The 23,831-nt window shown below is 38.1% G+C and carries 23 protein-coding genes; 11 read left to right on the top strand and 12 right to left on the bottom strand.

Features of this window, described 5'->3' with window-relative positions; translation table 11 throughout:
• Window positions 1-4: 4 nt before the first annotated feature.
• The 3 genes from S4054249_RS10605 (at window position 5) to S4054249_RS10615 (ending at window position 5,320) form a co-directional block, all read left to right on the top strand.
• Entirely contained in the window at window positions 5-2,887 is a 2,883-nt protein-coding gene (locus tag S4054249_RS10605) for a hypothetical protein (protein ID WP_046355468.1), read from the top strand.
• Between the two features lie 875 nt (window positions 2,888-3,762).
• Window positions 3,763-4,317: a hypothetical protein gene (locus tag S4054249_RS10610; RefSeq protein ID WP_196764525.1), complete on the top strand. Its 555-nt coding sequence runs from the start codon at window positions 3,763-3,765 to the stop codon at window positions 4,315-4,317.
• Window positions 4,304-5,320 (top strand): Kiwa anti-phage protein KwaB-like domain-containing protein, encoded by a 1,017-nt coding sequence (locus S4054249_RS10615; protein WP_046355470.1) that lies wholly within the window; start codon window positions 4,304-4,306, stop codon window positions 5,318-5,320. The genes S4054249_RS10610 and S4054249_RS10615 overlap by 14 nt, the downstream gene beginning before the upstream one ends.
• A gap of 223 nt (window positions 5,321-5,543) precedes the next feature.
• On the opposite strand, the gene S4054249_RS27160 is transcribed toward S4054249_RS10615, so the two are convergent.
• The 4 genes from S4054249_RS27160 to S4054249_RS10625 form a co-directional block, all read right to left on the bottom strand.
• Window positions 5,544-5,669, bottom strand: coding sequence for a hypothetical protein (locus S4054249_RS27160; RefSeq protein ID WP_256370525.1), 126 nt, complete (start codon window positions 5,667-5,669; stop codon window positions 5,544-5,546).
• Window positions 5,670-5,949: 280 nt separating this feature from the next.
• On the bottom strand, window positions 5,950-6,120 hold the full coding sequence (locus S4054249_RS26560; protein WP_155401365.1) for a hypothetical protein: 171 nt from the start codon (window positions 6,118-6,120) through the stop codon (window positions 5,950-5,952).
• 650 nt (window positions 6,121-6,770) lie between these two features.
• Window positions 6,771-7,706, bottom strand: coding sequence for a hypothetical protein (locus S4054249_RS10620; RefSeq protein WP_046355472.1), 936 nt, complete (start codon window positions 7,704-7,706; stop codon window positions 6,771-6,773).
• Between the two features lie 23 nt (window positions 7,707-7,729).
• Complete coding sequence (locus tag S4054249_RS10625; RefSeq protein WP_155401366.1) at window positions 7,730-8,287, bottom strand: hypothetical protein; 558 nt, start codon at window positions 8,285-8,287, stop codon at window positions 7,730-7,732.
• 660 nt (window positions 8,288-8,947) lie between these two features.
• Between S4054249_RS10625 and S4054249_RS10630 the strand changes: the two genes are divergently transcribed.
• Entirely contained in the window at window positions 8,948-9,145 is a 198-nt protein-coding gene (locus S4054249_RS10630; RefSeq protein ID WP_155401367.1) for a hypothetical protein, read from the top strand.
• 184 nt (window positions 9,146-9,329) lie between these two features.
• On the opposite strand, the gene S4054249_RS10635 is transcribed toward S4054249_RS10630, so the two are convergent.
• Window positions 9,330-9,887: a hypothetical protein gene (locus S4054249_RS10635; protein ID WP_046355475.1), complete on the bottom strand. Its 558-nt coding sequence runs from the start codon at window positions 9,885-9,887 to the stop codon at window positions 9,330-9,332.
• Window positions 9,887-10,390 (bottom strand): RNA polymerase sigma factor, encoded by a 504-nt coding sequence (locus tag S4054249_RS10640; RefSeq protein WP_046355476.1) that lies wholly within the window; start codon window positions 10,388-10,390, stop codon window positions 9,887-9,889. Before S4054249_RS10640 ends, S4054249_RS10635 begins: the two co-directional genes overlap by 1 nt.
• 203 nt (window positions 10,391-10,593) lie before the next feature.
• Between S4054249_RS10640 and S4054249_RS10645 the strand changes: the two genes are divergently transcribed.
• Together S4054249_RS10645 and S4054249_RS10650 are read left to right on the top strand one after the other, a co-directional pair.
• Window positions 10,594-10,872 carry a hypothetical protein gene (locus tag S4054249_RS10645; RefSeq protein ID WP_046355477.1) on the top strand — a complete coding sequence of 93 codons (279 nt, stop codon included), beginning with the start codon at window positions 10,594-10,596 and terminating at the stop codon, window positions 10,870-10,872.
• Window positions 10,873-10,891: 19 nt separating this feature from the next.
• Window positions 10,892-11,122: a hypothetical protein gene (locus S4054249_RS10650; RefSeq protein WP_046355478.1), complete on the top strand. Its 231-nt coding sequence runs from the start codon at window positions 10,892-10,894 to the stop codon at window positions 11,120-11,122.
• Between the two features lie 53 nt (window positions 11,123-11,175).
• Here the strand turns inward: S4054249_RS10650 and S4054249_RS10655 are convergent, their stop codons facing one another.
• The 4 genes from S4054249_RS10655 to S4054249_RS10670 all read right to left on the bottom strand — a co-directional run bounded on the left by S4054249_RS10655 (window position 11,176) and on the right by S4054249_RS10670 (window position 16,325).
• Window positions 11,176-12,954, bottom strand: a complete 1,779-nt coding sequence (locus S4054249_RS10655) for an ATP-binding protein (protein WP_052960926.1) — start codon at window positions 12,952-12,954, stop codon at window positions 11,176-11,178.
• A 111-nt stretch (window positions 12,955-13,065) separates the two neighbouring features.
• Window positions 13,066-13,587 (bottom strand): DinB family protein, encoded by a 522-nt coding sequence (locus tag S4054249_RS10660; RefSeq protein WP_235611248.1) that lies wholly within the window; start codon window positions 13,585-13,587, stop codon window positions 13,066-13,068.
• Window positions 13,588-13,837: 250 nt separating this feature from the next.
• Window positions 13,838-15,829: a hypothetical protein gene (locus S4054249_RS10665; RefSeq protein ID WP_063881424.1), complete on the bottom strand. Its 1,992-nt coding sequence runs from the start codon at window positions 15,827-15,829 to the stop codon at window positions 13,838-13,840.
• A 160-nt stretch (window positions 15,830-15,989) separates the two neighbouring features.
• Window positions 15,990-16,325, bottom strand: a complete 336-nt coding sequence (locus S4054249_RS10670; protein WP_046355481.1) for a hypothetical protein — start codon at window positions 16,323-16,325, stop codon at window positions 15,990-15,992.
• 254 nt (window positions 16,326-16,579) lie between these two features.
• On the opposite strand from S4054249_RS10670, the gene S4054249_RS10675 reads away from it, so the two are divergent.
• The gene (locus S4054249_RS10675) at window positions 16,580-17,065 is read left to right on the top strand and encodes a hypothetical protein (RefSeq protein ID WP_046355482.1); all 486 of its coding nucleotides are present in this window, start codon (window positions 16,580-16,582) and stop codon (window positions 17,063-17,065) included.
• Window positions 17,066-17,279: 214 nt separating this feature from the next.
• Window positions 17,280-17,621 carry a hypothetical protein gene (locus S4054249_RS10680; protein ID WP_046355483.1) on the top strand — a complete coding sequence of 114 codons (342 nt, stop codon included), beginning with the start codon at window positions 17,280-17,282 and terminating at the stop codon, window positions 17,619-17,621.
• A 223-nt stretch (window positions 17,622-17,844) separates the two neighbouring features.
• On the opposite strand, the gene S4054249_RS10685 is transcribed toward S4054249_RS10680, so the two are convergent.
• A complete protein-coding gene (locus tag S4054249_RS10685) occupies window positions 17,845-18,354 on the bottom strand; it encodes a peptide-methionine (S)-S-oxide reductase (protein WP_046355484.1) in 510 nt (169 codons plus the stop codon).
• Window positions 18,355-18,583: 229 nt separating this feature from the next.
• Here S4054249_RS10685 and yddG point away from each other — a divergent pair, with 229 nt between their 5' ends.
• Entirely contained in the window at window positions 18,584-19,474 is an 891-nt protein-coding gene (gene yddG, locus S4054249_RS10690) for an aromatic amino acid DMT transporter YddG (protein WP_235611249.1), read from the top strand.
• A gap of 46 nt (window positions 19,475-19,520) precedes the next feature.
• Entirely contained in the window at window positions 19,521-20,729 is a 1,209-nt protein-coding gene (locus tag S4054249_RS10695; protein WP_046355486.1) for a tyrosine-type recombinase/integrase, read from the top strand.
• Between the two features lie 221 nt (window positions 20,730-20,950).
• On the opposite strand, the gene S4054249_RS10700 is transcribed toward S4054249_RS10695, so the two are convergent.
• On the bottom strand, window positions 20,951-22,501 hold the full coding sequence (locus tag S4054249_RS10700) for a methyl-accepting chemotaxis protein (RefSeq protein ID WP_046355487.1): 1,551 nt from the start codon (window positions 22,499-22,501) through the stop codon (window positions 20,951-20,953).
• 227 nt (window positions 22,502-22,728) lie between these two features.
• On the opposite strand from S4054249_RS10700, the gene hemH reads away from it, so the two are divergent.
• On the top strand, window positions 22,729-23,748 hold the full coding sequence (gene hemH / locus S4054249_RS10705; RefSeq protein WP_046355488.1) for a ferrochelatase: 1,020 nt from the start codon (window positions 22,729-22,731) through the stop codon (window positions 23,746-23,748).
• Window positions 23,749-23,831 lie beyond the last annotated feature (83 nt).

Below are 23,831 nucleotides of genomic sequence, written 5' to 3' on the forward strand. Positions count from 1 at the left end.
AAAAATGACATGGTTTAACTCTACAAATGCAAATGCAACAAACGGCAGTAACATCATCAAGATCAATGATAATCAGAGCGTTGCAAACATACGTACAAGCGATGCATTAGTCTTGGGGGCATTTGCCCCTGTCGAAATATCCAAAGCATATGTGACAACCCATGGCACATTCGTCGAACTAATCAAACCTTGGCCAAATGCGACACAAAGCCAAGTGCCGTGCGTTGTTTTACCGACATCTGGAGACTTTAATACAGCAGTTTCAGCACTCAACAACGCATCGAAAATAGTCAATGACAACTACAAAGCCATGTTGGATTGGCAAACTAAAACAGGGTCGGTACAGTTCAACGATTTGGATGAGAACATACAAACAGTCAAAACGCTACGACAAATGCAAAGTGAAATAGATGCCGTAAATCCGCACGCTTGGGCGATGCGGAAAGTCGAGTTTGAAGCACTACGGCAGCTAAATCTTGAAAAGTATGCAGCAAGTGGGTTTGTGAGTTTTGGTAGTCACTATCACTCCCCTCCATTTTATAACAAAACTAATGAAGGGTTGTGGACAGATTTAACGCTCCCAAATATTTTAGTTTCCGGACCTTCTGATTATGGAATATCTCACGGAAAATCCAACTCAAAAGCACCAGTCATTCATATTGCTGGAGTGATTACGAAAATTGCAAATCTATCATCGGCGAACGCCGAACAAGCAATTTTTAAATTTGCAGAGGCAGAGCATGGAGCACGCACATACGATACAGCAACAGGTGTTTCTGTAACGCACTCATCACAAACAATTGCATTTGCGAGTGAAACTGAAACAAACAAAGTGATTGCAAACCGAGCTGATGTATGGGGTTTTGAGTCTTTCTTGCGTGAGATAAACGACGAAGATCCATTTGTTTATAAACATGGTTTAATTCAAAGTCATGCGCCTGATATTAATAGCGTGGCAACCGCAGATGATATGGTGAGACCTGCATCTTATTTTGCTTGGTTTAAAGGTGATGAAACAAGTCGAGGTCGCGGTGTAAACTGGCAAGCTGCTAGCGAATCACAACGTATTAGAATTGCAAATGACCCAGAAAACAACATCTATTTCGATGATGCTACTAGCAAATTTTATCAGTGGTGTGTGCGCGGTCGCTCGTTTTCAGGGATAGGAAATGGCGATTGGGAGTGCCTAGATGTTGCAAATTACAATGGCTTTATTGGGTTTAGATCCAGCAAATCAATGATAACTGCCCAAGGCTCGAATAGTGATTCTGGTGCGGCGTTTACAAATAACAATGTAGGTCTCTATGCTGCTGAGTTATTTGATAGTTTTCACGACAAATCACCAATGATAAGAGGCGTCTACTCTGCGTTTGATAATACGAATTCATTTAGCGAGTGCTATTTCATAGTCTGTGGCACGATAAATCGACTAAATTCTGGTGTTTATCATATTTCATTGAACCCATTTGGGGCGGCTTTAGCGGCTGATGGTAAGACTTTTAGCGAGACAGGAGTCTCATTGACAACCACTGCTGATTGCTTTGACACACAAAAAATCTTGTCTGGTTCTGGGAGTATAGCAAGCAATAAAAGTGGTAGACCTGATGGGCGTTTTTACGATGCAATCTATGCTAGCGGGCAAGGCGGCGTGTGTCGTGATATTCGTTACTCCGCTAATGGAGTTAGTTTGAAGGATTTTGCTGCCGCAGATTTAAGTGTTAAAGCAGGTGAATATCACGGTGCGGAGAAAATGCGTTTAACTGCATTTAGTAAGATAATAGAAATTATATCACCCGATTCAAATTATACGTTATTTCGCATTGACAGAGAGCACCCTTTTTACAATGGTGCACAAAAAGATGGTGGATTAGGTGATGGGACAAAGCCTTTTGGTCATGCACAAAGTTTGTTTATTTATAATGTTGCAGATAAAGTAATCGAACGAACAACAAGTTATGATGCGTGTTTTGCTAATAATTATGGCACAACATATGACAGCAAAACAGTAGGTAGGTGCAACGGCGGATATCAGCCACGTGTTGGTGATATAGTATTAAGTATGCGTGGTATTGAAAGCCTGAATACGCTAGATATCTCATCCTTGCACACATCAACAGCGTTAGACATATCAGTGGCAGGAGAATATCTACATATTGATGTGATGGGCATACCAGCAGACATCATGCAATTTTCAGGTTTGAAAGGTGGATGGATTGGAAGTTGGATCTCGGATTTATCTATAAGCAGAAAACAGTTATCAAAACCTGTTATTGGTAATGTAAATAATATACAAATTATCTTCTCTAATGGCACAACATGGTCAGCTGGCTCCCAAGGTTATGATTTTAATACAAATACAACAGATGATTGGGACCCCAAAAATATCGCTTTGCTATGCTATAACACAAAAGCAAGCTCAGTTGCCAATGCGAATTATACTACAGAGTTATACGGAGGTGGCTTTGCTGTAAACAATATGACAATGGGGGCGTCACCACACTCTAATTTTGGAGCGCTGTTGTGTCACGATTTAATTGGTAAACGCCCCAACCTTGATGGTGATGACATTTATCACACAGAAACATTAACCTCTTTTACTATGAGACCAGAGCTCGGATGCTTATGGGGTTCCATTAAACATAATCCAGTTTCAACGAGCGGTGTAAATGGATCGACTGGCTGTAAAATTGTACCGGTGTTCTCGGTTGAAAACAGCCAAGCTTTTATAAACTACGCATATAGAGAGTTACATCACAACGGTGCTGACTGGGGTGATGATGGTCAAATCAATTTAGTTAACGGACAAAGTACTGTAATTGATAGTAATGGCAAAACAGTAAAAGTTGGCACTGCACAAATAAAAGAAGCGTTAGGATGGGTGAAATAGCTTGAATTCAATGAATTTAACATAATTTAATTCAGTCTAATTTCAAGCGTATTTTTTTCTAATTTCAAAACGCGCGTTACAATAATAATAAGTGTACTTTTGGTATCAGGTGCAACATCTAAAACTGATTTGAATAATTTTGGATGCAAGTGCCCTATTGCTAAATTTGTGCCTGACTCTGGTTTTCCTTTTGACCTGTTGCCTTACCTTCACCTAACCATTCAAGACCAGGATTATAATCCAAACCGAGGTCAATGCTCGGTAATCGGTGCGCCATTGGCATCGGATGACACTATTAAGTTAATCATTTGTCTTGTCAACCTATAGTGTCTTACTAAACCTTGAACTGAGGTGCCCCGCTCAAGCTAAATTTTGGCTCTGGATTTTATAACATGAGACAAATAGCAAAAGTATACAAAACTAAGCTCAATATTAGATCTTCAAAAGCGGGTTCCACGATTAGTATGGTATTCCCGATTATCGAGAGGATTTGATGATAATGAAGCCGCGTCATGCGGCTTTTTATAGCCTATGTAAAATGCTCTACAATTTACCTAGGCTACCGAGAAGAATTAAATTCCTAATCACTCTCAGTGACCTAAACTAATCTATTTAAGATATAAGATAAATGAAAGTTTTCATTTGTAAATTTATCTGGTAACTTTTTAGTTACCTTTTAATGACACTAAATTTGTCCCTGCAATCTTTCCGTTCACGAATTTAAATCGTATATGAGATTAGCTTTAAGTAAGTGCTAGGAGTAAAACTTGATATTTTATGGATAGAGTGAGTTTTCAACGATGAGACAAAATAGGCTTAAATTCGGTGCTAGGTTTTCACTGTTTATAGTGTCATATCTTCCACTGTTTTTTATCATGAGCTTCACTCAGTTATACCAGTACAAACAATATTTAAATTGGGGTGGCATAAACTTAGTCGCTATAAGTAACTTTTTTAAATATTTTGGTGCCGTGGCTGTTATTGGAGTTGTGTCTATTGTTGGTATATTAGGGCTACTGATGTTGCTCAAAAATGTTAAAAGACGTTGTGTTCAAGGCGGGCGTGAAGCTGTTGTTCAGGAGATAGAAAACAAAAATAGTGAGTCTATTACCTACTTGTTCACTTACCTCATTCCTTTCGTGTTTCAAGACCTTTCCTCTTTTACTAATGTAGTTTCTATCGCTGTTCTATTGATTGTTACTTTCATGATCTATGTAAATTCAGGAATGATACTAATCAATCCAACTATCAGTATGAGATATACGCTTTACCAAGTTACTTACAAGGACCATGAAAGTGGCAATTCTCGTAAAGGCATGATCATAACTAAATGTAACTTTCTTGAAGAAGGCGACAAGATAGAAATGGAAGATGTAGGGCATAAGCTATTTTATGCACAATTAATCGAGGATGATAATGCTGCAACTTGAAGACCTACTAGAGTATGCCGAAAAGCTAGAGAATGATGATAATGTCAAAGTTAGCTTAATGTTTGTTACGAGAAAACTAAAGCCTGGTATGAAAGCCTCAGCCAAGGTATTAGACAAGTTCGATTTTATTTTAAATAAAGTCGCCCTCTCTGAAGAGATAAGCCAGTACTTTAAAAGTGTGCTAATCAATCAAATTAAAACCCAAGCCTCAAAAGATGACATTGAGGTTAAACCATATACTGTTATTGGAGATGATCTCCCTCAAGTTTATTCATATGCACTTAATAACGCGTTATCCTTCTCAAAAGTAATAACCGAGCAAGCGAGAGCCGACAATACTCCTACTATTAACTGTTTGAATGACATAAAAAATGACCTTTGGGCCTATTGCATCAAAGTTAAAAGTGGCGACAAATACACTTACTCTTTCCGAAAAGTGGCGAAAGGAAAAATTACTACGAATACCCCTGATACTCTTGGTAAAAAGCTATCAGCAATGTTTGACAAAAGTGAAGCTGAGCTACAAGAGTTTGACGGCTCTGTTATCAGCTTTGACGATAAAATTGATTGTTTATGTATTGATGAACAGTTTTATGTGTTCCACAAATCAGGTTTTGAACAAATATTGGGGCTTGATGAGGAGTTTACTAAAACAGCTCAAGAAACAGTTGAAGCAATTAAGGGGTTTGATTTAGTTGAAGGCCTAGACTTAGTTGAAAAAGAGCTACTTCAAAAATCAACAATTAGAAAAACGCTCTCGAGTATAAAGCAAAAAGGTAATGACAAGTCTCTGACAAAATTTGAAATCACAGCAATGAACGAAATACTTCAAAAGCTTGAAGGAGAAAGCTTTGAAATTACCGAAGATGGTAAAATAATTCTGAGTAACAGCAAAGACGTTAAATACTTTGTTAAGCTGCTAAATGACTACTACAAACAAGGGATGACCACCAAGAAATACTATACTTCCAACGCTGGCAGTATTATCGATCCCCAAGGATAGTCGCTTCACTCTTCTCATATGAATTAAAAAGCCGCTAAAAGCGGCTAATATAATTATTTGTTTGAATGAGGTGGACCACCTTGGTTTCCGCCGCCAGTCACACCACCAACTATTTTTTTCAATTCTTTAGTAGGGATTAATTCGATCATACTGCTTTCCTTTTTAATGACAGATAGATTCATTTAATTGAGAGCGGCGGGCCACTGATATCTCCCCCACCAGTTCACCCTGCTACTTTTTCTCGGTCTTTGATTATCAGAGTGTTAGCTGGAGGGCTACCAGGATTGCCACCGCTGTTACTGACTACGACAACCAGTTTTAGGTCTTTAATTTCTATATTTTGATGCACTTTCTACAATCTCCCTTTGTGAAATTGAATCTAATGTATCACGCTCATTATGCTCAGATAAGTAAAATTCATACTAGGAATTACCAAAGATATCCATAAACTTTTTGTAAGCAGCTCTAAGCGTATAAATGAAATTTTATGGAAGTGTATTAAACAGGGTTAAACAATCTGAGAGGCTATTAAACACCTTCTAAACACTATCTTAGTTTGGACTAAAAGCTTGTTTTGGGTTTGGGCGGTAACTTTGCGTGTGAAAGTTACCAGAGTCCCTGTTTTGAGTCTATTGATGGTTATGAGGAGGACCACCTTGGTGACAATTGCCTCCACCTGCAACTTTCTGTAGTTCTTTATTTGTAAGGAAGCACTCGGTAGGTGGGCCACCACGATCGCCACCGCTGTTAGTACCTGCCACAACCAGTTTTAGGTCTTTAACTTTTTTATTATTATTCACTTTCTTAATCTCCTTTTGTGAAATTGAAACCACTCTATCACGTGCATGATGCTTAGGTAAGTAAAATAAAATCACCAAATTACCAGTGTTAATAAAAAAGCTCCAGTATGGCGCTTTTTTATTTAGGATGACTTGTTAAAAGTTGGTTTAAATCTGGACTAAAGGTTTGTTTCGAGATTGGGTGGTAACTTTGCGGGTGCAAGTTACCACTTGGCCATACTCAGTTTAAGTTTTCTAAATCACACTCATGGCGATATTCCAAGTATTTTCATATCAAAGTTAACAATGAAAAGATACCTAAAATGAGGCAAAGAGTTTCAAACATATCTTCCTTTATTGGTGCATAGCTGTACTGTGCGTCTGACGATATTTTCCTTTTCCTCTCAGGGTCGCAGATAACGCAATAGATGGTGCTTGTCTAATTCCATATTAACTTAACCAATGTAAAACTGAAATAGAGATACAACCAATAATATTCCAGCATACCCAGATGGAAAACTTTATTTATGGAGCCAGTGGCAATCTACTATTCACAGGCACTTCAAGACGCAGCAAAGGCGATCGTTTGATCGCCTATCATTACGAACTTTGAAAGCTCAAGGGTTACCTCTTTTCCCTGTATTTCAATAATTCATCTACATATTTATTATTTATGCAGGTTCACCTTCGACAGAATCAAGGCAAAACTTTATAGGTTTTGGAGCTTCGGGTGTCGTTGTGGCCTCTACAAACTGCTCCAAGGTACTTACTCCAAGCTTAAGCCGAGCTAATTTTTTGGCCTGAGCATTTGTAAATGTATCTACATCAAAATCGAATTTTGCCCCCACGGTAAGTGTTTCCTCCTTAAACTTGTCTGCCGGAGCGCTTTTACCACTCTGATGACTCAACTCCATTTTCATAAAGGTATAGGCTATTGAGTAAGATACTTTCTTTCCGCTATTCTCTGTTGTAACTTCGTTTTGAGAAAATACTGTGGCCGTATTCTCAGTATTAGACTGACTGGTGCATGCTTTTGCTAGGTCTACTAGAGAAGATTTAATTTTTTTAGTACTACCTTCAAAAATCCCCGAAAGAGTATCCGTTATCATATCAATCAATTGATTATAGTTACTTTCTTCGTATCTCAGCTCCTCACTTGACGCTTCTGAGATAGTTAGAAGTGTAATTCTGCTGATTATGTCTGTGTACTTTTTAAATCCAAGTGCACTTTCTTTAGTATCCCCACTTACAGGGTTCCAACCGGCTGCAGAACGAGCCGCATTTAACAAAGTTGAAACAGCAGAACTTGGGTGCTTGATGAAAGCATCAGCAAGCTCATTAATCTCCTCTTCAGATGGAGACGATTTTGCTTGAAATTTTTCTACTGCGTCAGTTCCTTTTTGTACATTCGTCTTTGAATCAGAAGACGTATTTTCTACATTGTTTCCACCAGGAACATATTGATCATGATCTTCTAGCAAAAATTCTTCTAACGAAGTTGATGCCTTAAGAAAAGCTACTTGATGGTCGTAACTTGGATGTTCTTTTTCATAGCGTTCTGACGCACTATCAAACAGAAAGTCAGTAAAGTTAGTTTGATTTTCCATTGGTTTTTCCTTAATTTAAAGTTTTATTGAATTGTAAAGCAATCCACCTTGTTATGAATTGCAACTGGTAAATTTGTAGTTGGGTTAAAATCCGATTGGACTAAGTTTTGAGTATTCGATTGTGACTCTATCCAATATTCATTTGCCTTACCTTGAATGATCTCGTTTCTTGAATTTAAGAGCTTAGGAGCAGCTAATTGCTCGTTACCTTGATAGTAATTTGTTATGTAAGCTTGCTCATTCAAGTCAGTTTCTAATTGCGTCCACCCAGTGAAATTATTGAACAAAGCAATGCTATATACCCAATTGGCACCAAGACCAGCGCTGGCCTTCGCATTGATAAACTTAATTTCTGATACATGACTGTTATATCTACTTACAACCATTTGTTGGATCGTCTTGCTTTCCTGCTTAGCTTTACCTGTATAAAAAGGAGAATTTAATAAAGAAGCTCCATTTTTCTCTAGATACATAATATGGATATCCGCATCAACACGCTTTGTGGCAGATAGTGGACCGGCATAGCTTTGAAGTGATATTACAAAAAGTATAAATATCAAGAGGTGGTTATTCTTTATCATATCGACAGTCTCAAGCTTTAATGTATTATTTATGTTAAGACTCATCTTGAAACATTTGTATTACACTTCATTACCCTTTGTTACAGTACATTACGCTTCATTGCTTATAACTCAGCAATTGATTGGTAATCTGGACGTCATTGGTTCAAGGCACAAAAACCGATGCTGACAAATCAGTTGAAATATAATTAGAGAATGGGAAATTGTAGGTACACTGTATTACTTATGTTTTGATATCCAACACGCCGTTATTTATTGGATTGTTTAAACTTAGATGCTGTAACTTAAATTTGTCTGAAACTTGGAACTTAACTTTAGATTATTTTGGTAGTCTCACTATTGTTTTAGTCATCAAAATCATGGCCCCTATTTCTTTATTTTATACTGAGGAATTACTCTGTAAAATTAAAATAGAAATCAATTTAACATAACACTTATATTCGCACTACCACCAAGCTTTCGCTTAAAATGGCAGCAACCGTGATGTTTTTATACAATTTTAAAGTTTATTGTTCTCGTAAGCTTAATCATAAGCTTTATTTGTTATCAACATTGTTTTAGTATCATCGTTTTTTATAGTAATGCTTAGTCCAAAAGTTAAATTTGGCACAATGAGTTATGTATTTACGTTAATAGGTATGCCATATGTCCCCTGAATCAATGTCTGATTTAATTATCACAATCATAATCCTTTTAGTTTCTGCCGGTATGGCTTTTCAAGGTAAAGTACTCAAATCAAATTTAGCTGAAAAGCCAAAAGATGAAGTTGAAAAGCTAAAAAACCGAGCAAACCTTTTAATAATATGTGGTGGATTTGTCGCACTCATTCAAGTTACCAAATTAGTCTCTCTTTTTTAAAGTGGAGTAAGAAAAGGTTCAGGTATTAAAATAAGATATGATTGGTTTACCAGAGTTTTTTGTTGATGACTTTGTAGTTATCATGTTTAATCAAGAATTATAAGTGGCTGAGACTTGTAAATAAAATCAATAGTGTGAAAGCACACATCGTATTAATGCTTTCACCCATTTAGACCAGACCGCCCTACTGTTCTAATGTTTGTAAAACCTCTTTGGCTTTTTCGTTTTTATACTTATAAAACACTATAGAAAAAAGCAGTCCCAATAACAGCCCCCCTTCAAGGGTTAAATCTTTTACTTCACACGTAACTGAATAACAACGCCCTAAATTGAATAAACCAAACCCTAAAATAAACACCCAGGTTCCTTTAGCATATAGAGTCCATCTATAAACTTCATTTCGTAATAAGTTTTTGTGAACCTCAAGTGAGGTGTTTATATTCTCACTTTTAAGTTGGCTCAAGCTATCTAAACGACTCTTACCAGTCAAAATAAAAATAACAATTGCCCATAAAGTGACAAACCCAATCCAGCTTAACTTAAACAACTCCTTACCATCTATAAATGCATCCGCCAATAAGTAACAGACACTTAAAATTGCTACCGCTTCAAAACACACATTAAACTTTAAAATTGCACTCTGCCGCTTATGCCGTTTAAGCAACTTATCCATATGTGGCTGAGGCTTTTTTTCCGTTGATTGCCAAAGTGACGACAGTTGTTCAAATTCGTTATTATCCATCAATTCATACCTGCTAGTAACGTCGATAATTGCTCTTTTGCTCGGTGTAACCTAACACCGACATTTGCCTCGCTTATCCCTAAGACTTCGCTCATTTCTACGTTATTTAAGTCCTCTAACTTGAGTAACATAACTTGCCTTAAGCTGAGCGGCAGCTTATTAACTGCAATGATCAATTGTTGCTGCCTTTGCGCTTGTAAAGCACTTTTTTCTGGTGTTGGAGATTCACAAAGTGCTGCTTCATCTAATTCATCTTCAGAAATTCTACTATGTCGCCTTATGTGATCAATGGCTGTATTGTGGATCACACGGTAAATATAGGTATTCAGTGAACATTGGTCATTGAACCCTTCTAAAGACCGCCAAACTGATAGTGCCATTTCTTGCGCTAGTTCATCTGATAAAGCTGGTCTACTTTCATACCCAGATGCTGCGCGGCTTATTTGTGGCCAAAATTGCGCGATGACCTCTTCTTTATCTTTGTCCTTGGTGATATTTACCAACGAGATTTGCCTCAAAGTTGTTTTTATTATTAGTCGTTAAAGAAACGAGATTATTACAAAAAATTTCAAATAAATTTAAGCCGCCTTGGCTATGTATTGTTGCTGATTGTATAACGGATGAAAAAAAGTAGAAAAAGTTTGTAATGAATTTTTTTTTAGTACGACTAATCAGATCAAACTACTCAATTATCTAAGGATAAAAAATGCAAGCTTTTAAAAAGTTACAACAATTAAATAAAAAACGTGTATTGAGCACAGTATGGTTTGTCGTTGCATTAAGCTGGCTTGCCATGTTTGCTGTACTTTTCACCACTGACGGAAAAAGTATGCACATTACCGCTGTCACCATTGCTGCCATCGCTACAGAATTGGCAGTGTGGTGTACCGCAGCAGTGCTTGGCGTCGCTGTTGTCGATGGAAGAAAAGCCATTGTTAGTGCAATTAAAAATAAATTAACTGGTCAACGTGGCCTGAAAGATTAATCAATACGAGGCAACAATCATGAAATCGATACAAACGAATGAAAAAAAACTAATTGCTGCATGGCTGTTTTGTGTTTTATGTTGGGGCAATGTCGCACTGCTAATGTTGTTTTCTCCTTTAACTATTTTAGAAGTGACTTCTCTATGCTTCGCAGTTGTTGTTACGCAAATGACAATATATTTTACAAAAAAAATTGGTGAGTCCAACCCTTTAGTTGCATCTGTTTATAAATGCCTATTGGGAGACTAGACATTATTTTATCGTGTTGGCGCCACCGTGCTCCAACACCACCTTTACTCAGTTCATTTTATATATTCACTCAATTTTCTATAAAACAAGGTTTGGTCTATTGGCTTGCCGACATGATCAGTAAAGCCGCTTTGTTCATATTGCTCAATGTCGTTTTTCATCACATTTGCAGTCAGCGCAATTACAGGTAAGACCCTGTTTTCTAGCCGTATTAATTCACAAGCTTGAATACCACTCATTTTTGGCATTTGAATATCCATAAGAACTAAGTCAGGTACATTGCTCCTAAAGGCCTCGACTGCTTCAATACCATTTTTTGCTATGGATAATCGAGCACTTGTTTTTTCTAGCATAGCAGTTATGACGCGGATGTTTATCGGATCATCCTCAGCTACTAGGATGAGCTTTTCGGATAAATTTGGTGCGACTACCTTTTTTACAACTTTGTTGACATGCTCTTTTGTACTCTCTTTTAGCTTTTTCAAAGGTAGCCTGACGACAACATCCGTTCCTTTCCCCTCTTGGCTATTAACGACAATTTCACCACCCATAAGCTCGATAAGGTTGTCAGTAATCGCCATACCAAGCCCTGTGCCACCAAACCGACGAGTGATAGAGTTATCGGCTTGCTGGAAACGATTAAACAAATTACTGAGACCTTCTTTAGACATACCTATACCGGAATCGCAAATTCTTAACACAAGCACAGCCGAGTCCTGCGTGTCATCTGTGTAAATTTCGACGTTAACTCCCCCGTTATCTGTAAATTTAATCGCATTTGACACTAGATTATTTAAGACTTGTTTAACTCTAACGGGATCACCCATCCACAGACTACTTCTTAGTTCTTTATTTACACTTATCGTGAATGAAATAGACTTCTTTTTGGCCCGCAAAGTAAAATCAGAGTTAAGGCTATCTATCATGTTGTCCAATGAAAACTCAACGTTGTCTAGCGATAATTGGTTGGCTTCTACTTTTGAAAAATCAAGTATGTCATTGATAATTTTGAGTAAGCTTCTGCATGAGTAAAGTGCGACTGACACAGTTTCAATGTCTTTTTCTCTTGTTAGATCCGAATGCAGTTGTTGCAATGAGCCCATTACTCCATTTAGCGGCGTCCTGACTTCGTGACTCATATTGGCCAAAAAATCTGACTTTGCTTGTGATGCTTTTTGAGCTTCTAACTTTAGAATATGCTCTTTTTCGAAGGCATTTTTCAGCCTGAAAAAATAAATAACCAGTACAGCGATAAAAATCATCACACTAATGACGTTCACAGTATGCGCTATGGCAAAGTTATTGCTTAGCTCTTCTTCTTCTTTATTGATCCTGGCTCGGCTATCTAAGTGAAACTTGGCTAATGCTGCCAACGCACGCGTATCATCTACCTGAACAGCCTTATCTATTTCTTCACTTGAAACACCTTTGTCAATTAGCTGTATAGCAAGTGACAAATTATCTTCGTACTCGATTACGACTCTTTTTATTATTTTTAAGGATTGGTTATCGTATTGTTCAAAGCGCTCTAATGTAGAAATTATTTCCTTAATTTCAACTATTGATTTTCTTAACTCAGGCTCATAACGCGCTCTATCTTTTCTTAGCACTAAGTTTTTAAAATTATGAATGAAGCCACCATAGCCAAGGTGTTGTACTAAATCATCATGCAAATAGTAAACTTCATATATATTAGTTGAGTAGTATCGCCATTGCGTTTCAACTTTGTGGTAAAAAAATAAAGAAGCAAGCGTAAGGCCCAAACCAATTAAAATCACAAGAGAAAAGTTCAAACGTAATGTATTTAACGCTTTGCTAGATTTTTTCTCCACTTAGCACTCCCTATTAAATTTTAATTGGTATGATAAGAGTGTAGTTATTAATGGCTCATCCTCAATGAAATAAGCTAATCATTGAACTTTCATCAGTCATTTCTAAATAATTTAACCAGCACTTTTTTCGTCTGGTATATCTAACAGATAGTCTGTACTGCCAATATCAACCCCTAACTGGCTGAATAGCGTTGATACTTGGCCTCGATGATGCGTCTGATGATTAAACATGTGAGATACCAACTCACTAAACTCCCTTTCACTGACTTCGCTTTTTGTATTGCTATAAGTCAGAGTGCGATGAAAATCTGCTTCTTGTGCTTCATACTTTACCCAGTCCAAAATTGCCTGGTCTAATTGCTTTCTGACTTTGATCAACGGCTCTAATTGGTCATACAATATGTCGTCTAAGCTGGTTGGGTATGGCAACTCGCTGAGCTGTATAAGTGCTTGATAACGATTGGAGTGTTTCGCAAACCTAAGCAACCAGATCATATCACCTATAATTAAATGATTGAACGTGCCTAGTATAGAACCAAAAAACGCGCCTTTGTCTTCTATCAGTTGACTATTGTTAAGCGTTTTTGCCGCAGTTACTAACTGGCAATTCATACGCTGATTATACAAAGCCATTATTTTAAAATGCTCAATATGATTCATAGTTATTTACTTGCTTGGTTTCAGTTAATACCAGTGTATTACTGAAACAGCCACTTTACTAATCTAAAAAATAAGATTAATCAACTGCTTGATAATGAATGTCAGAACCAGCATCACAAGTAAATAAATTTGATTCGCTTGTATACATCTTTTCGACAGCCAGCTTATAATTGTTGCTGTTGGCTGTCGAAGGTACACCTATTTAATATGGAATTAATGGTGATTATCCCTTTTCAATGAATGCCTCAATTTGCTCTTTTAAGGAGCTAGCATCATCGGCAATTGCCCACGCCCACATTTGTGACAGCGCGTTGGACTCTTTCGGCTCCAAACCAATTTTGAAAAATGTACTGTAATATGGAAAGTTAGCAAAAGGCTTCGCTGGATTTTTCAACAATGACAATGTTTTATCCTCCAGTGCCTTATCACTATCCCATGATAAGCTGTAACGAGCCTCAACAAATAACTCAGCATCTTCCATACTTGAATCAAAACTACTTTGCGCTTGCTGCCCTGCAATAATTTGTGACTTTAAACTTTCGTCAGTAAGGCTATTTTGCCAATCAAGCATTTTGGCATTCTGAATATATAAAACTTCAACAGTTCTACCTGCACTAATATTGGCTAATTGGTTCTCTACAGTTGTTAATTCCATACGACAAAATGCAGGTTGCGAGTTATTAATGCGATTTGGTCCTGAACTACTGTTGTACAACCCTATAACGAGCCGTTCAAAAGGCGTTGCTGTGTTCTTCTTAGTATTGTCGAACACTTGTATCAAACTGGTTGCACGAAACGCAGGATGTGTGGGGTCTTTTTGACTGTCATTAAATGGCTGATAAGTTCCAGTTGTATTATCGTAATCAATACCAAATAATGGAGCTGCTTGCCCAGCTGCGATAATATTTGATTTTTTAACTAAAGGCGTACTCGTGTTATCAAATATCACTAATTTAATTGCCTCTTGCTGAGCTTGACCATTGTCTGTTTGAGACAGTATCCCTATAACCCCTGTATTATCCAATGTTCCGCCATCGGTGTATAAAGTATCAGGATAGTTTTGGCTAGTTTCGCCAATCGGCCAGTAATTATTCCTCGGTATAAAATCAGCAATCTCATTGAGCTTATTTTTATTTATGAAGTTTTTAAATCTATTCACCAATGCAGTTGATAGATTAGAGACGGCGTCTTTTTCAACATTGCTTTTTAATTCAGCCAGCAAGGTCTTTTTGTCTGAATCAGTTAACAAAGGCATTACTTGATCTAATATTTGCGAAAGACTCATAGGGTCATTAATTTTTGCTGTAAACATAGTTGCTAGAGCGTCAGCAAAAAATGAGCTAGATGTACTTACAATATCAACGAGTGCATACGGTTGGGTGAGGTTGACTTGCACCGGTGAAATGTTTGCACCTTTCTGCTCTAAAGTAGATGCATAAGCAAAAGACTCAACCTGACCACCACCTAAAGATTCACAGTTAGGAACCTTCCCTCTTGCGCCAGCAGAAACAGCCGTCGCTTGGTTCGGTAATTGCACAATATTTGTCTTAGTATTGTCGACTGAATTAACTGGGTGCATTATGTTATTGTTCATAATGAGAAATGGTCGCCCTTCACGCAAGTAAAAAAAAGTACTCGGTGATGGCTGCATTGACGGAAATGTACTTTGCGCATAGTGTTGCGATAAAGAGAAGGACTTTGTTGATGTCCAAGAATGTTCACCTTCAGCTCTTAAATCGAAATGAGACAGTATGTGTGTAGCAATAATATCTGTCCAAAGCCATTGATGATCTTTACTTTTATTTTTGGCAATAAATGTGGCAGCTGTAACCAATAAATTATCAATCCCCGTGTCGGCAGGCACATTTCCAAAACTATGTTCACCGAGTTTATTGATATCAAATTTCCCTGGTTTAGCTGTAACGGATAAATTTTGAGGCTCAACGTATTGACCAAGTAGCTGTTCGTCAGTGTATTGTGATGGTAAAAATGAAAAGATTGACGATGCCCAAGTTCCGCCAGAAACAGAGGAAATATACCTAGCCTTTTCGAGTAGTTTAAGCGTGTGTAATCCTAACATTTGTCCCCATGCGCAAGTGAGTGCGCGGGAGCCGCCGCCAGAAAAACAAAATCCGAGATTTATTTTTTTTGAATCTGAATTGTTCAGTGTAGGAGTAGTAGTATTGCTAGGGTAAATCCGTACTTGTTGCTTCATGAACTCTTCCTCGAATATACATGAATTAGATAGATGAATATTTTAGCTTAGTGAATAGTCAGCACTTTTCCTATTACAGCGTTTTTACACATAAACCTTCTAGGAGCTAGCCAAAGTTTCTGAAGTTGGGCCTCTTAATATACATTAAAAGGCCTGTAGATTAGAGCAGCTCAATTGGACCATGGTCGTCACAATGGTCTCCATGTTGATGATGAAGTCGACCATCTACAATGTAATCAATATGATCGCCATGTTGTATCGCTTCGTGGCCACAATTAGGCCCATGTACATGATCTGTGACTGCAACAGCTTGATTGCAGACATCAGGATTTGTACTATTTACCTCGATAGTATGTTCATCGCAGTGATCTCCATGCGGATGGTGCAGTTTCCCGTCAACAAGGTAATCGATATGATCTCCATGACGAATTGCTGTGTGGCCACAGTTTGAATCATGAGTGTGATTGATATGCTTGTAAGATTGTGAGCAAGACATTAATTTATTCCTTCTTAAATAAACCCTGTATAAATTTAGTCTAGGTACAATGTTAAGCAAGCTGATGTCTCTAAAGCCCCCTGTTCTTTAAGTTAAGCGGCAACATTTTTTGTTTTCTATCATTACCAAACGGCAAAATTAATCCACTTTTGACTGAAATATTCATTACTACATGTATTTCATATACATTTTCTATTACTTAAATTGGCTTACTGCTTGCATCATGCTCGTTACTGAGCATAAGGAGATAAGTCATGATTTTGAGCTCGAACCCATACCAAGTAACGAGTGCGGCCTCACAGTATCAAACAACGCAAGCAGCCAATAAAACAGCCGCAGCGTCACCTGCAACAAAAATGGATGAACCAGAACAGGCTATTAGCGCATCGGAGCGAAAACTCAATTGGGATGTTTTCAAAGAACAAGTAGAATCAGACCCTTCATTTGCTGCAGAGATGGCAGAAGCCGTGTCCTTTATTCCTGATAAAATGTTAGTAAACCTGAACGAGGCACCACCTCTAACTGACCCTGCAGCTTTTAAAAAATGGGCAAGTAAATCTGATGAATTCGATAAAGAAGCCGCTGTAGTCACAGAGCGACGAATAGAAATATATAACAAAATGAAAAATGAAGGGGCTTCAGATGCCGATATTTTTAATAAAATTCTCGATTTTAATCGCTCTTTACCACTTGATTATCAAGTCAAAGCAGGCATGTTGGCAGTGGATGCGTATGCATGAAAAAGCCTTACTTTTGTGATCTTGATTATGGTTAAACAGCAAAAACGACATAGCATACAATAATACGCAGACAAACAAGGGGATATTTAAAAACCCGATAGCCCTATCGTGCTGGTACTCAATAAATTTTCAACGCATTTACCAGCCAACATAGGTTGCCAAAATGTTAAAACAATCCTATTTTAGAACTGATACTCACAATCGAAGAAACTCTATGAAGGAAATTATTTTAGCGTTGTCAATGGGGGCAACGGGTGTTGCTGTTGCAGCTGATCACATATCTCACGATAAACATGAACATAAGCATGGATATAATTGCGGTCATGCCGCCGAGTGGCATGTTGATCACTTTGATTATAATCACAGCGGTCATGACCATCATAATCACGCAGGTGAAGTTCACGAAGCGAAAGTTAAGGTTCATGAAAAGCACAAACATGGTCATAGCTTAGATTGCGGCCATAAGCGCCGAATTGAACAAGGCCGCATTGAGTATAATCATGATGGGCATTGGCACCACCAACATGGAGAGCATTTCCATGAAAACCATGGTTAACTGACACTCAGCATTTAGCTGAGCTAATTATAAAATATAACGCCACTGGCTCTGATAGGTAATAACGAAGCACAGGTTAAGCATATCGCGTAACTCTAGTGCACAAAGATAACATGTAAGAAAAGCTATAACAAAATGGCCAATAAATTCTATTATACAGAATGTACTTATGATGAAATCCCGATATTAGACAAAAACAAATTCTATTTTAAAGAATGAACAGTCATTTAATCGCTTTATTCACCTTCTCAGAGTTCACTTTATTCTTAAACTTTTTCATTAATTTAACCAACTTAGGAACGATGATATTCTGACAAAATGGTCTTTCCGGTGCAGTATAAAAGTAATCCTGATAATGTTCAGGAGACAAATTAAATTCGTTGATCAACAGTGTTAAGGTAATGATAGGTTGCTCGAAGTCCCCTTGAAGCGTTGAAATAACATTCATCACTTCTTTTTGTTGTTCTATATTCTGGCAATATACGGCACTGCGATATTTATCGCGGCGTGAATGGTTTGACGTTGAGCTGTGTGTCAATAAATGGATTTCAATAAGATCTCTTAGTGTAATTGTGTCTGGATCATATTCTAAAAGAATACCTTCAGAGAATGAGCTATAGTCATCAAAACTATTAAGCCAACCTTGCTCCACGGTCTCAACACCGATGATAGAGCTAAATATCGCCTCAGTACACCAGTAACAACTTCCGCCTAGTCCAAGTTTATTTCTCATAATCTGCTCACTGAAATAGCATTAAATACTATTTTTATGATTTGCCACAAAACACACCAAATGCTTCGTACTGAGCATATCAATGTGTAAGATAATTTATTCATAGGGAGCCTTAAAAAATAACTAAAACAGGTGCAGGAAAATTCAAAACCTATATAATCAAGCATTTTTAATGGGGCTCTTAAGTTTGCTATCTCGATACAAGTTTACACTATTTGGCGTACTAGCCGTGCTATTGTGGAGCGCCGTTTTACATATCGTACGTATCGTGAGTGAAGACTTTGGTGCTATCGGTGGTGCAGCACTTGTTTATACCTATTCAGCATTGTTTTTGGTCGCCTTCTCAGGCATACCAAATATTAAAACGTACCCCAAACGTTATGTGGTCATTGGGGGGACTCTTTTCGTTGCATATGAACTCTGTTTGTCCCTATCTTTAGGCTTTGCGAACTCTCGAGAGCAGTCAGCTCAAGTATTGATAGTCAACTACCTTTGGCCTCTATTTACCATCTTAGGGGCCGTAATATGCAAAAACACTCAGGCTAACTCTATATTATTGCTACCTGGCAGTGTTTTAGCATTTGTTGGTGTGTGTTTGGTTGTTTCAGGTGACTCAAGCCTGTTAGAGGGAATGTTAAGCAACATAATTAGTAACCCATTGGCATTTTTACTTGCATTTAGTGGCGCAATAATTTGGGCAATCTACTGCAACTTAACCAAATATATGTCCGGTGGACATAATACCATTTCATTATTCTTTATTTTTACTGCAGGTACGCTTTGGCTTAAATGGTGCTTTCTAGATGCCGGTTTCAACTCGGGGTTTTCATTTTCAAGCGTATTTTTACTTGCACTTGCGGGTGGAGGTATGGCGCTTGGCTATGGCCTATGGAACAAGGCAATTATCGGCGGTAATATGATTTTACTCGCAGCGATTTCTTATTTCACACCCGTGTTCTCTGGGGTATTTGCAGCGCTTATTCTAGGTGTAAGTTTACAACAGAGCTTTTGGTTAGGCGTGGTTTCAGTAACGGTTGGCTCTTTACTCTGCTGGCAATCAACACGCTATAAAAATCAACGAATTAGCCAGGTACAATCTGTGCTAGACAATACTGAATAAATATACATATAATTTGATACAAACATACCGCTTGGATCAACAATATATGACGCCGTTAGTCGATACATTAAAACAACTCAGATATCTTATTGCGCATTTAGATGACGAGACCTTGCAAAGTGAATACCCTGCAATGGCTGAGTTTTTAAACAATAATCGACTAGAAGACAACGTATGCTTGGAAGAACTTAAATTTCTTTATCAATTTTTGTATGTGTACGGACGAAAATCCGAAGCAACATTTAATCGCTTTAGGAATGAAATTGAACGTTTCCATTTATGGAGCTGGCTGATACAAGAAAAATCAGTATTTGAGTTAAAACGCGAAGACATTGAGTCATATGTTGATTTTGTTGTAGAGCCAGATAAAACATGGCTTGCTGACTCTGTACAATGGCGATTTAAAAACCATCAGGGAACGCGACAAGTTAACCCTAACTGGCGTCCATTTGTTTATAAAGAAAATGGGGTTAGCCAACAAACACTCGCTTCAATGTTTACCGCACTTAATGTATTTTATAAGTTTGCTATTTTAGAAGAAAAGGCGTTTGCCAATTTTGTCCCGGTTGTTAAAAAGAACTGTCCTTATTTAGTTGTTCAGTCGCAAATTAAACTTCCTGACACACTTAGCGATTTACAATGGGAGTATGTTTTTGGTGTTACCAAAGATTTATGTGAACAAAACCCAAAACTTGAAAGGAACCTATTTACGTTAGCGTGCCTAAAAGGGCTTTACCTTCGTATATCAGAGCTTTCTGAGCGCCCACAGTGGTCCCCCGTTATGAGCCATTTTTGGCAGGATCAAGATGGCTTTTGGTTTTTAAGAATTATGGGCAAAGGTAATAAGCTAAGAGATGTTACTCTGAGCGATGATTTTGTACTGTACTTAAAGCGATACAGGCAGTCTAGAGGCTTGACGTCCCTCCCCCGAGTTGATGAACCACACCCAATTATTCACAAATTACGAGGTCAAGGTGGCATGAATGTGCGTCAGCTCCGACGTATTGTTCAAGAAAGCTTTGATTTAGCCATCGATAAATTAAAACAAGATGGTTTCAGTGAAGAGTCAGAAAATTTGGAAGCAGCAACGAGTCATTGGCTAAGGCATACTGGTGCAACACATGATGCACAAACTAGGCCTCTAAAGCACTTGTCTGAGGACCTTGGTCACTCCAAAATTGCGACCACAGATCAAATTTATATTCAAACCAATGTTAAAGAGCGTGCAAAGTCGGGGGTTAAAAGAAAACTTTAATCTTACTGCCATACTAGCCTAGGTAAGCTGCACATTGTTTATGTGCATCTTATAGGTAATTAATCACCACTGTTGCACATAAATGTGTTCATTCCTTTGCTGTCGTTTGTGAACCTAATTCGATTCTATTCAAAGATGTAATAGCTAGTTTTAACATTGTAATGTATGATGTGTTCTTAAGTATCCATTTTTAAGGGCCAAAAAGGCCCTCAATAAAAAATTTACCTTTTAAACCTTACCACGAGTTCATGCATATCTTTAGCGACACGCGTAAGCTCTTCACTTATCTCTTGGCTTTCAAGTGAGCTCGTAACACTAGAATTGGCCAATGAAGCAATATTCACGACTTGCTTATTAATATCTTCAGAAACAGTTGCCTGCTCTTCAACTGCAGCAGCAATTTGCATGCTATTAACGCTCATGGTTTCTATTAAAGAATAAATATGCTCAATTTTTTGCGTGGATGCGTTGAGCTTTTCGATCCCTAATTGTGATTCTGTCTCGCCGCGCTGCGCGATTAATTCAGACTCTTGGGTGCTCTGTGTTAGTTCATCAATGATAGCATGGATCTCTTTCGTCGATTCCTGAGTTCGCTGTGCAAGATGTCTAACTTCATCAGCAACAACAGCAAACCCTCTACCTTGTTCACCAGCCCTCGCGGCTTCGATAGCTGCATTCAATGCTAATAAATTTGTTTGCTCTGCAATTTGTTCAATTATTTGTGCAGCATCGGCAATCTTATTGGTTTGACGCGCAACGCCCAGAACGGAATCTTTTATATCAATAACAGTTGCACCTAGACTCTCAATAGATGATTTAGTTTCTTCTGAGCTCTTGGCACCTTCTTTGGCAAGTTCAAGTGCATCAGTGGCATCTGCAGACGTAGATTGTACATTCTGCGAGACCTCATGAATGGTCGTCGCCATCTCATTCATTGCAGTAGCAACAAGCTCCGTTTCTTGCTGTTGTTGTGTAAGTCGCTCCGTCGTTGAACGGCTTTTATCTGTTGTTTGTTCAGCACCAGCAGTCACTTGTTTGGAGGCATGCTCAATTCGTGTGATCACCGTATCTAAATGGGCGTGCTCACTCAGTAGCTTTACATGCAACTCAGCCATTTTCCCTTGCCAAGGAGAGTACACTTGTTTAGACACGTCATCGCAAAAGCTATGTTTTAACACTTGGTTAATTCTTTCAAGTTGCTCATTATCGCGATATCGATTGTAACCAAAAATAGCCACACTATTGGCCATAAGCCATGCAAATGCACCTGATTCAGAGCCAAACGCATATAAGGCGAGAGAACTAACAAACGCAGCAACGGGCCAAATTGTTCTTAGTCTAGGCAGCTTAAAGCTTGCTTTGCTACCATTTTGAATCGAACGGTAGAGCATTTCTGCCCTTTCGATGTTTTCGCGACTAGGACACGTTCTGACAGATTCATAACCAATTACTTGGCCATTTTCAGTCATCGGGGTTACATACGCATCAACCCAGTAAAAGTCACCATTTTTGCAACGGTTTTTTACCATACCCATCCAAGGTTTACCTGATTTTAGTTGGGTCCACATGGTTTTGAATGCCAATTCAGGCATATCAGGGTGTCTAACTATATTGTGAGGTTGACCTATTAATTCTTCTTTTGAATAGCCACTTATGTTGATGAAATGCTCATTACAGTCAATGATTGTGCCTTTTAAATCAGTAACTGAAATGAGTTTATCTGCTGGTGCAAATCGTTGTTCACGATTCGTAACTGGTTGATTAACTCGCATTTAACTTAGAACTCTCTGCAAATTATATTAAAACTCGACGCCGGATAAAGGAACATACGACTTATATCGTACATAAGCAACCTATTTTCACTCAAATACTACAATTTAAAGACGTATTGACATGATTTAAATTAAAAACACGTGAGTTAGATCCAAATAAGCATGTTTAACGTATACGCTTTATTGTAAAATACTACCCGTTTAAAAATGCCACCAAGGAGTGCTAAGTGTCCAGATTTTCGGCAATTACAGACAATCCACATGAAAATCGTTTCAACAATAAAGTTGGCGTACTCGTAACCAACTTAGGCAGCCCAGATGCAGCAACTACACAAGCACTTAGAGTGTATCTCAGAGAGTTTTTATCAGATCCTCGTATCGTGGAAATTCCGCGTATTATTTGGATGATGATACTGCATGGCATCATATTAAGAATTCGTCCAAGCAGATCTGCTAAGGCTTATCAGAGTATTTGGACAGCACAAGGCTCCCCACTTATCGATATCACTAAAAAGCAGTGCCAAAAACTAAGAGAGTATTTAATTCAACAAAATCATACTGATGTAGAGATTGTGATGGCCATGCGTTACGGTAACCCTTCAATTGAAGCTGGCTTAGAAGAATTACGAGAAAAAGGCATTACTAAAATTGTCGTATTACCGCTATACCCTCAATATTCAAGTGCAACTACTGGCTCTACTTTTGATGCTGTCTCTCGAGTATTAACTAAATGGCGCTGGGTACCTGAGCTACATTTCATTAATGGTTATCATGGTAATGAGCAATATATCATGTCACTGAGTAATTCAGTGCAAGAATATTTAGACAACAACCCAACACCGGATAAGATCCTCTTTTCTTATCATGGTACGCCGAAAAAGTTTTTAACTAACGGTGACCCATACCATTGTTTTTGTCACCTTACGACCAATGCAGTGGTTGCCAAGCTAGGACTAGATAAAAATAAGGTCATGACGACCTTTCAAAGCAGATTTGGCCGAGAAGAATGGCTCAAACCTTACACCGACTTCACACTTAAAGAGTTAGCTCAATCAGGCACTAAACATATAGCGATATTAAGTCCAGCATTCAGTGCAGACTGCTTGGAAACACTTGAGGAATTAGAAGAAGAAAATAGGGAGTATTTTATCGAAGCAGGAGGTCAACGTTACGATTATATTCCCGCGCTTAACGATAGAGATGACCATATTGAAGCATTTTATGACATCCTAAAGCCTCATATTTAACCATCGATTTAAACCTTAAGATGGGCCTGACAGGTCAGGCCCTTATTTTAATCATAAGTCATTATCACTCGTACGCAGCTTAA

This window comes from Pseudoalteromonas luteoviolacea, from assembly GCF_001750165.1.
Lineage (GTDB): Bacteria > Pseudomonadota > Gammaproteobacteria > Enterobacterales > Alteromonadaceae > Pseudoalteromonas > Pseudoalteromonas luteoviolacea_G.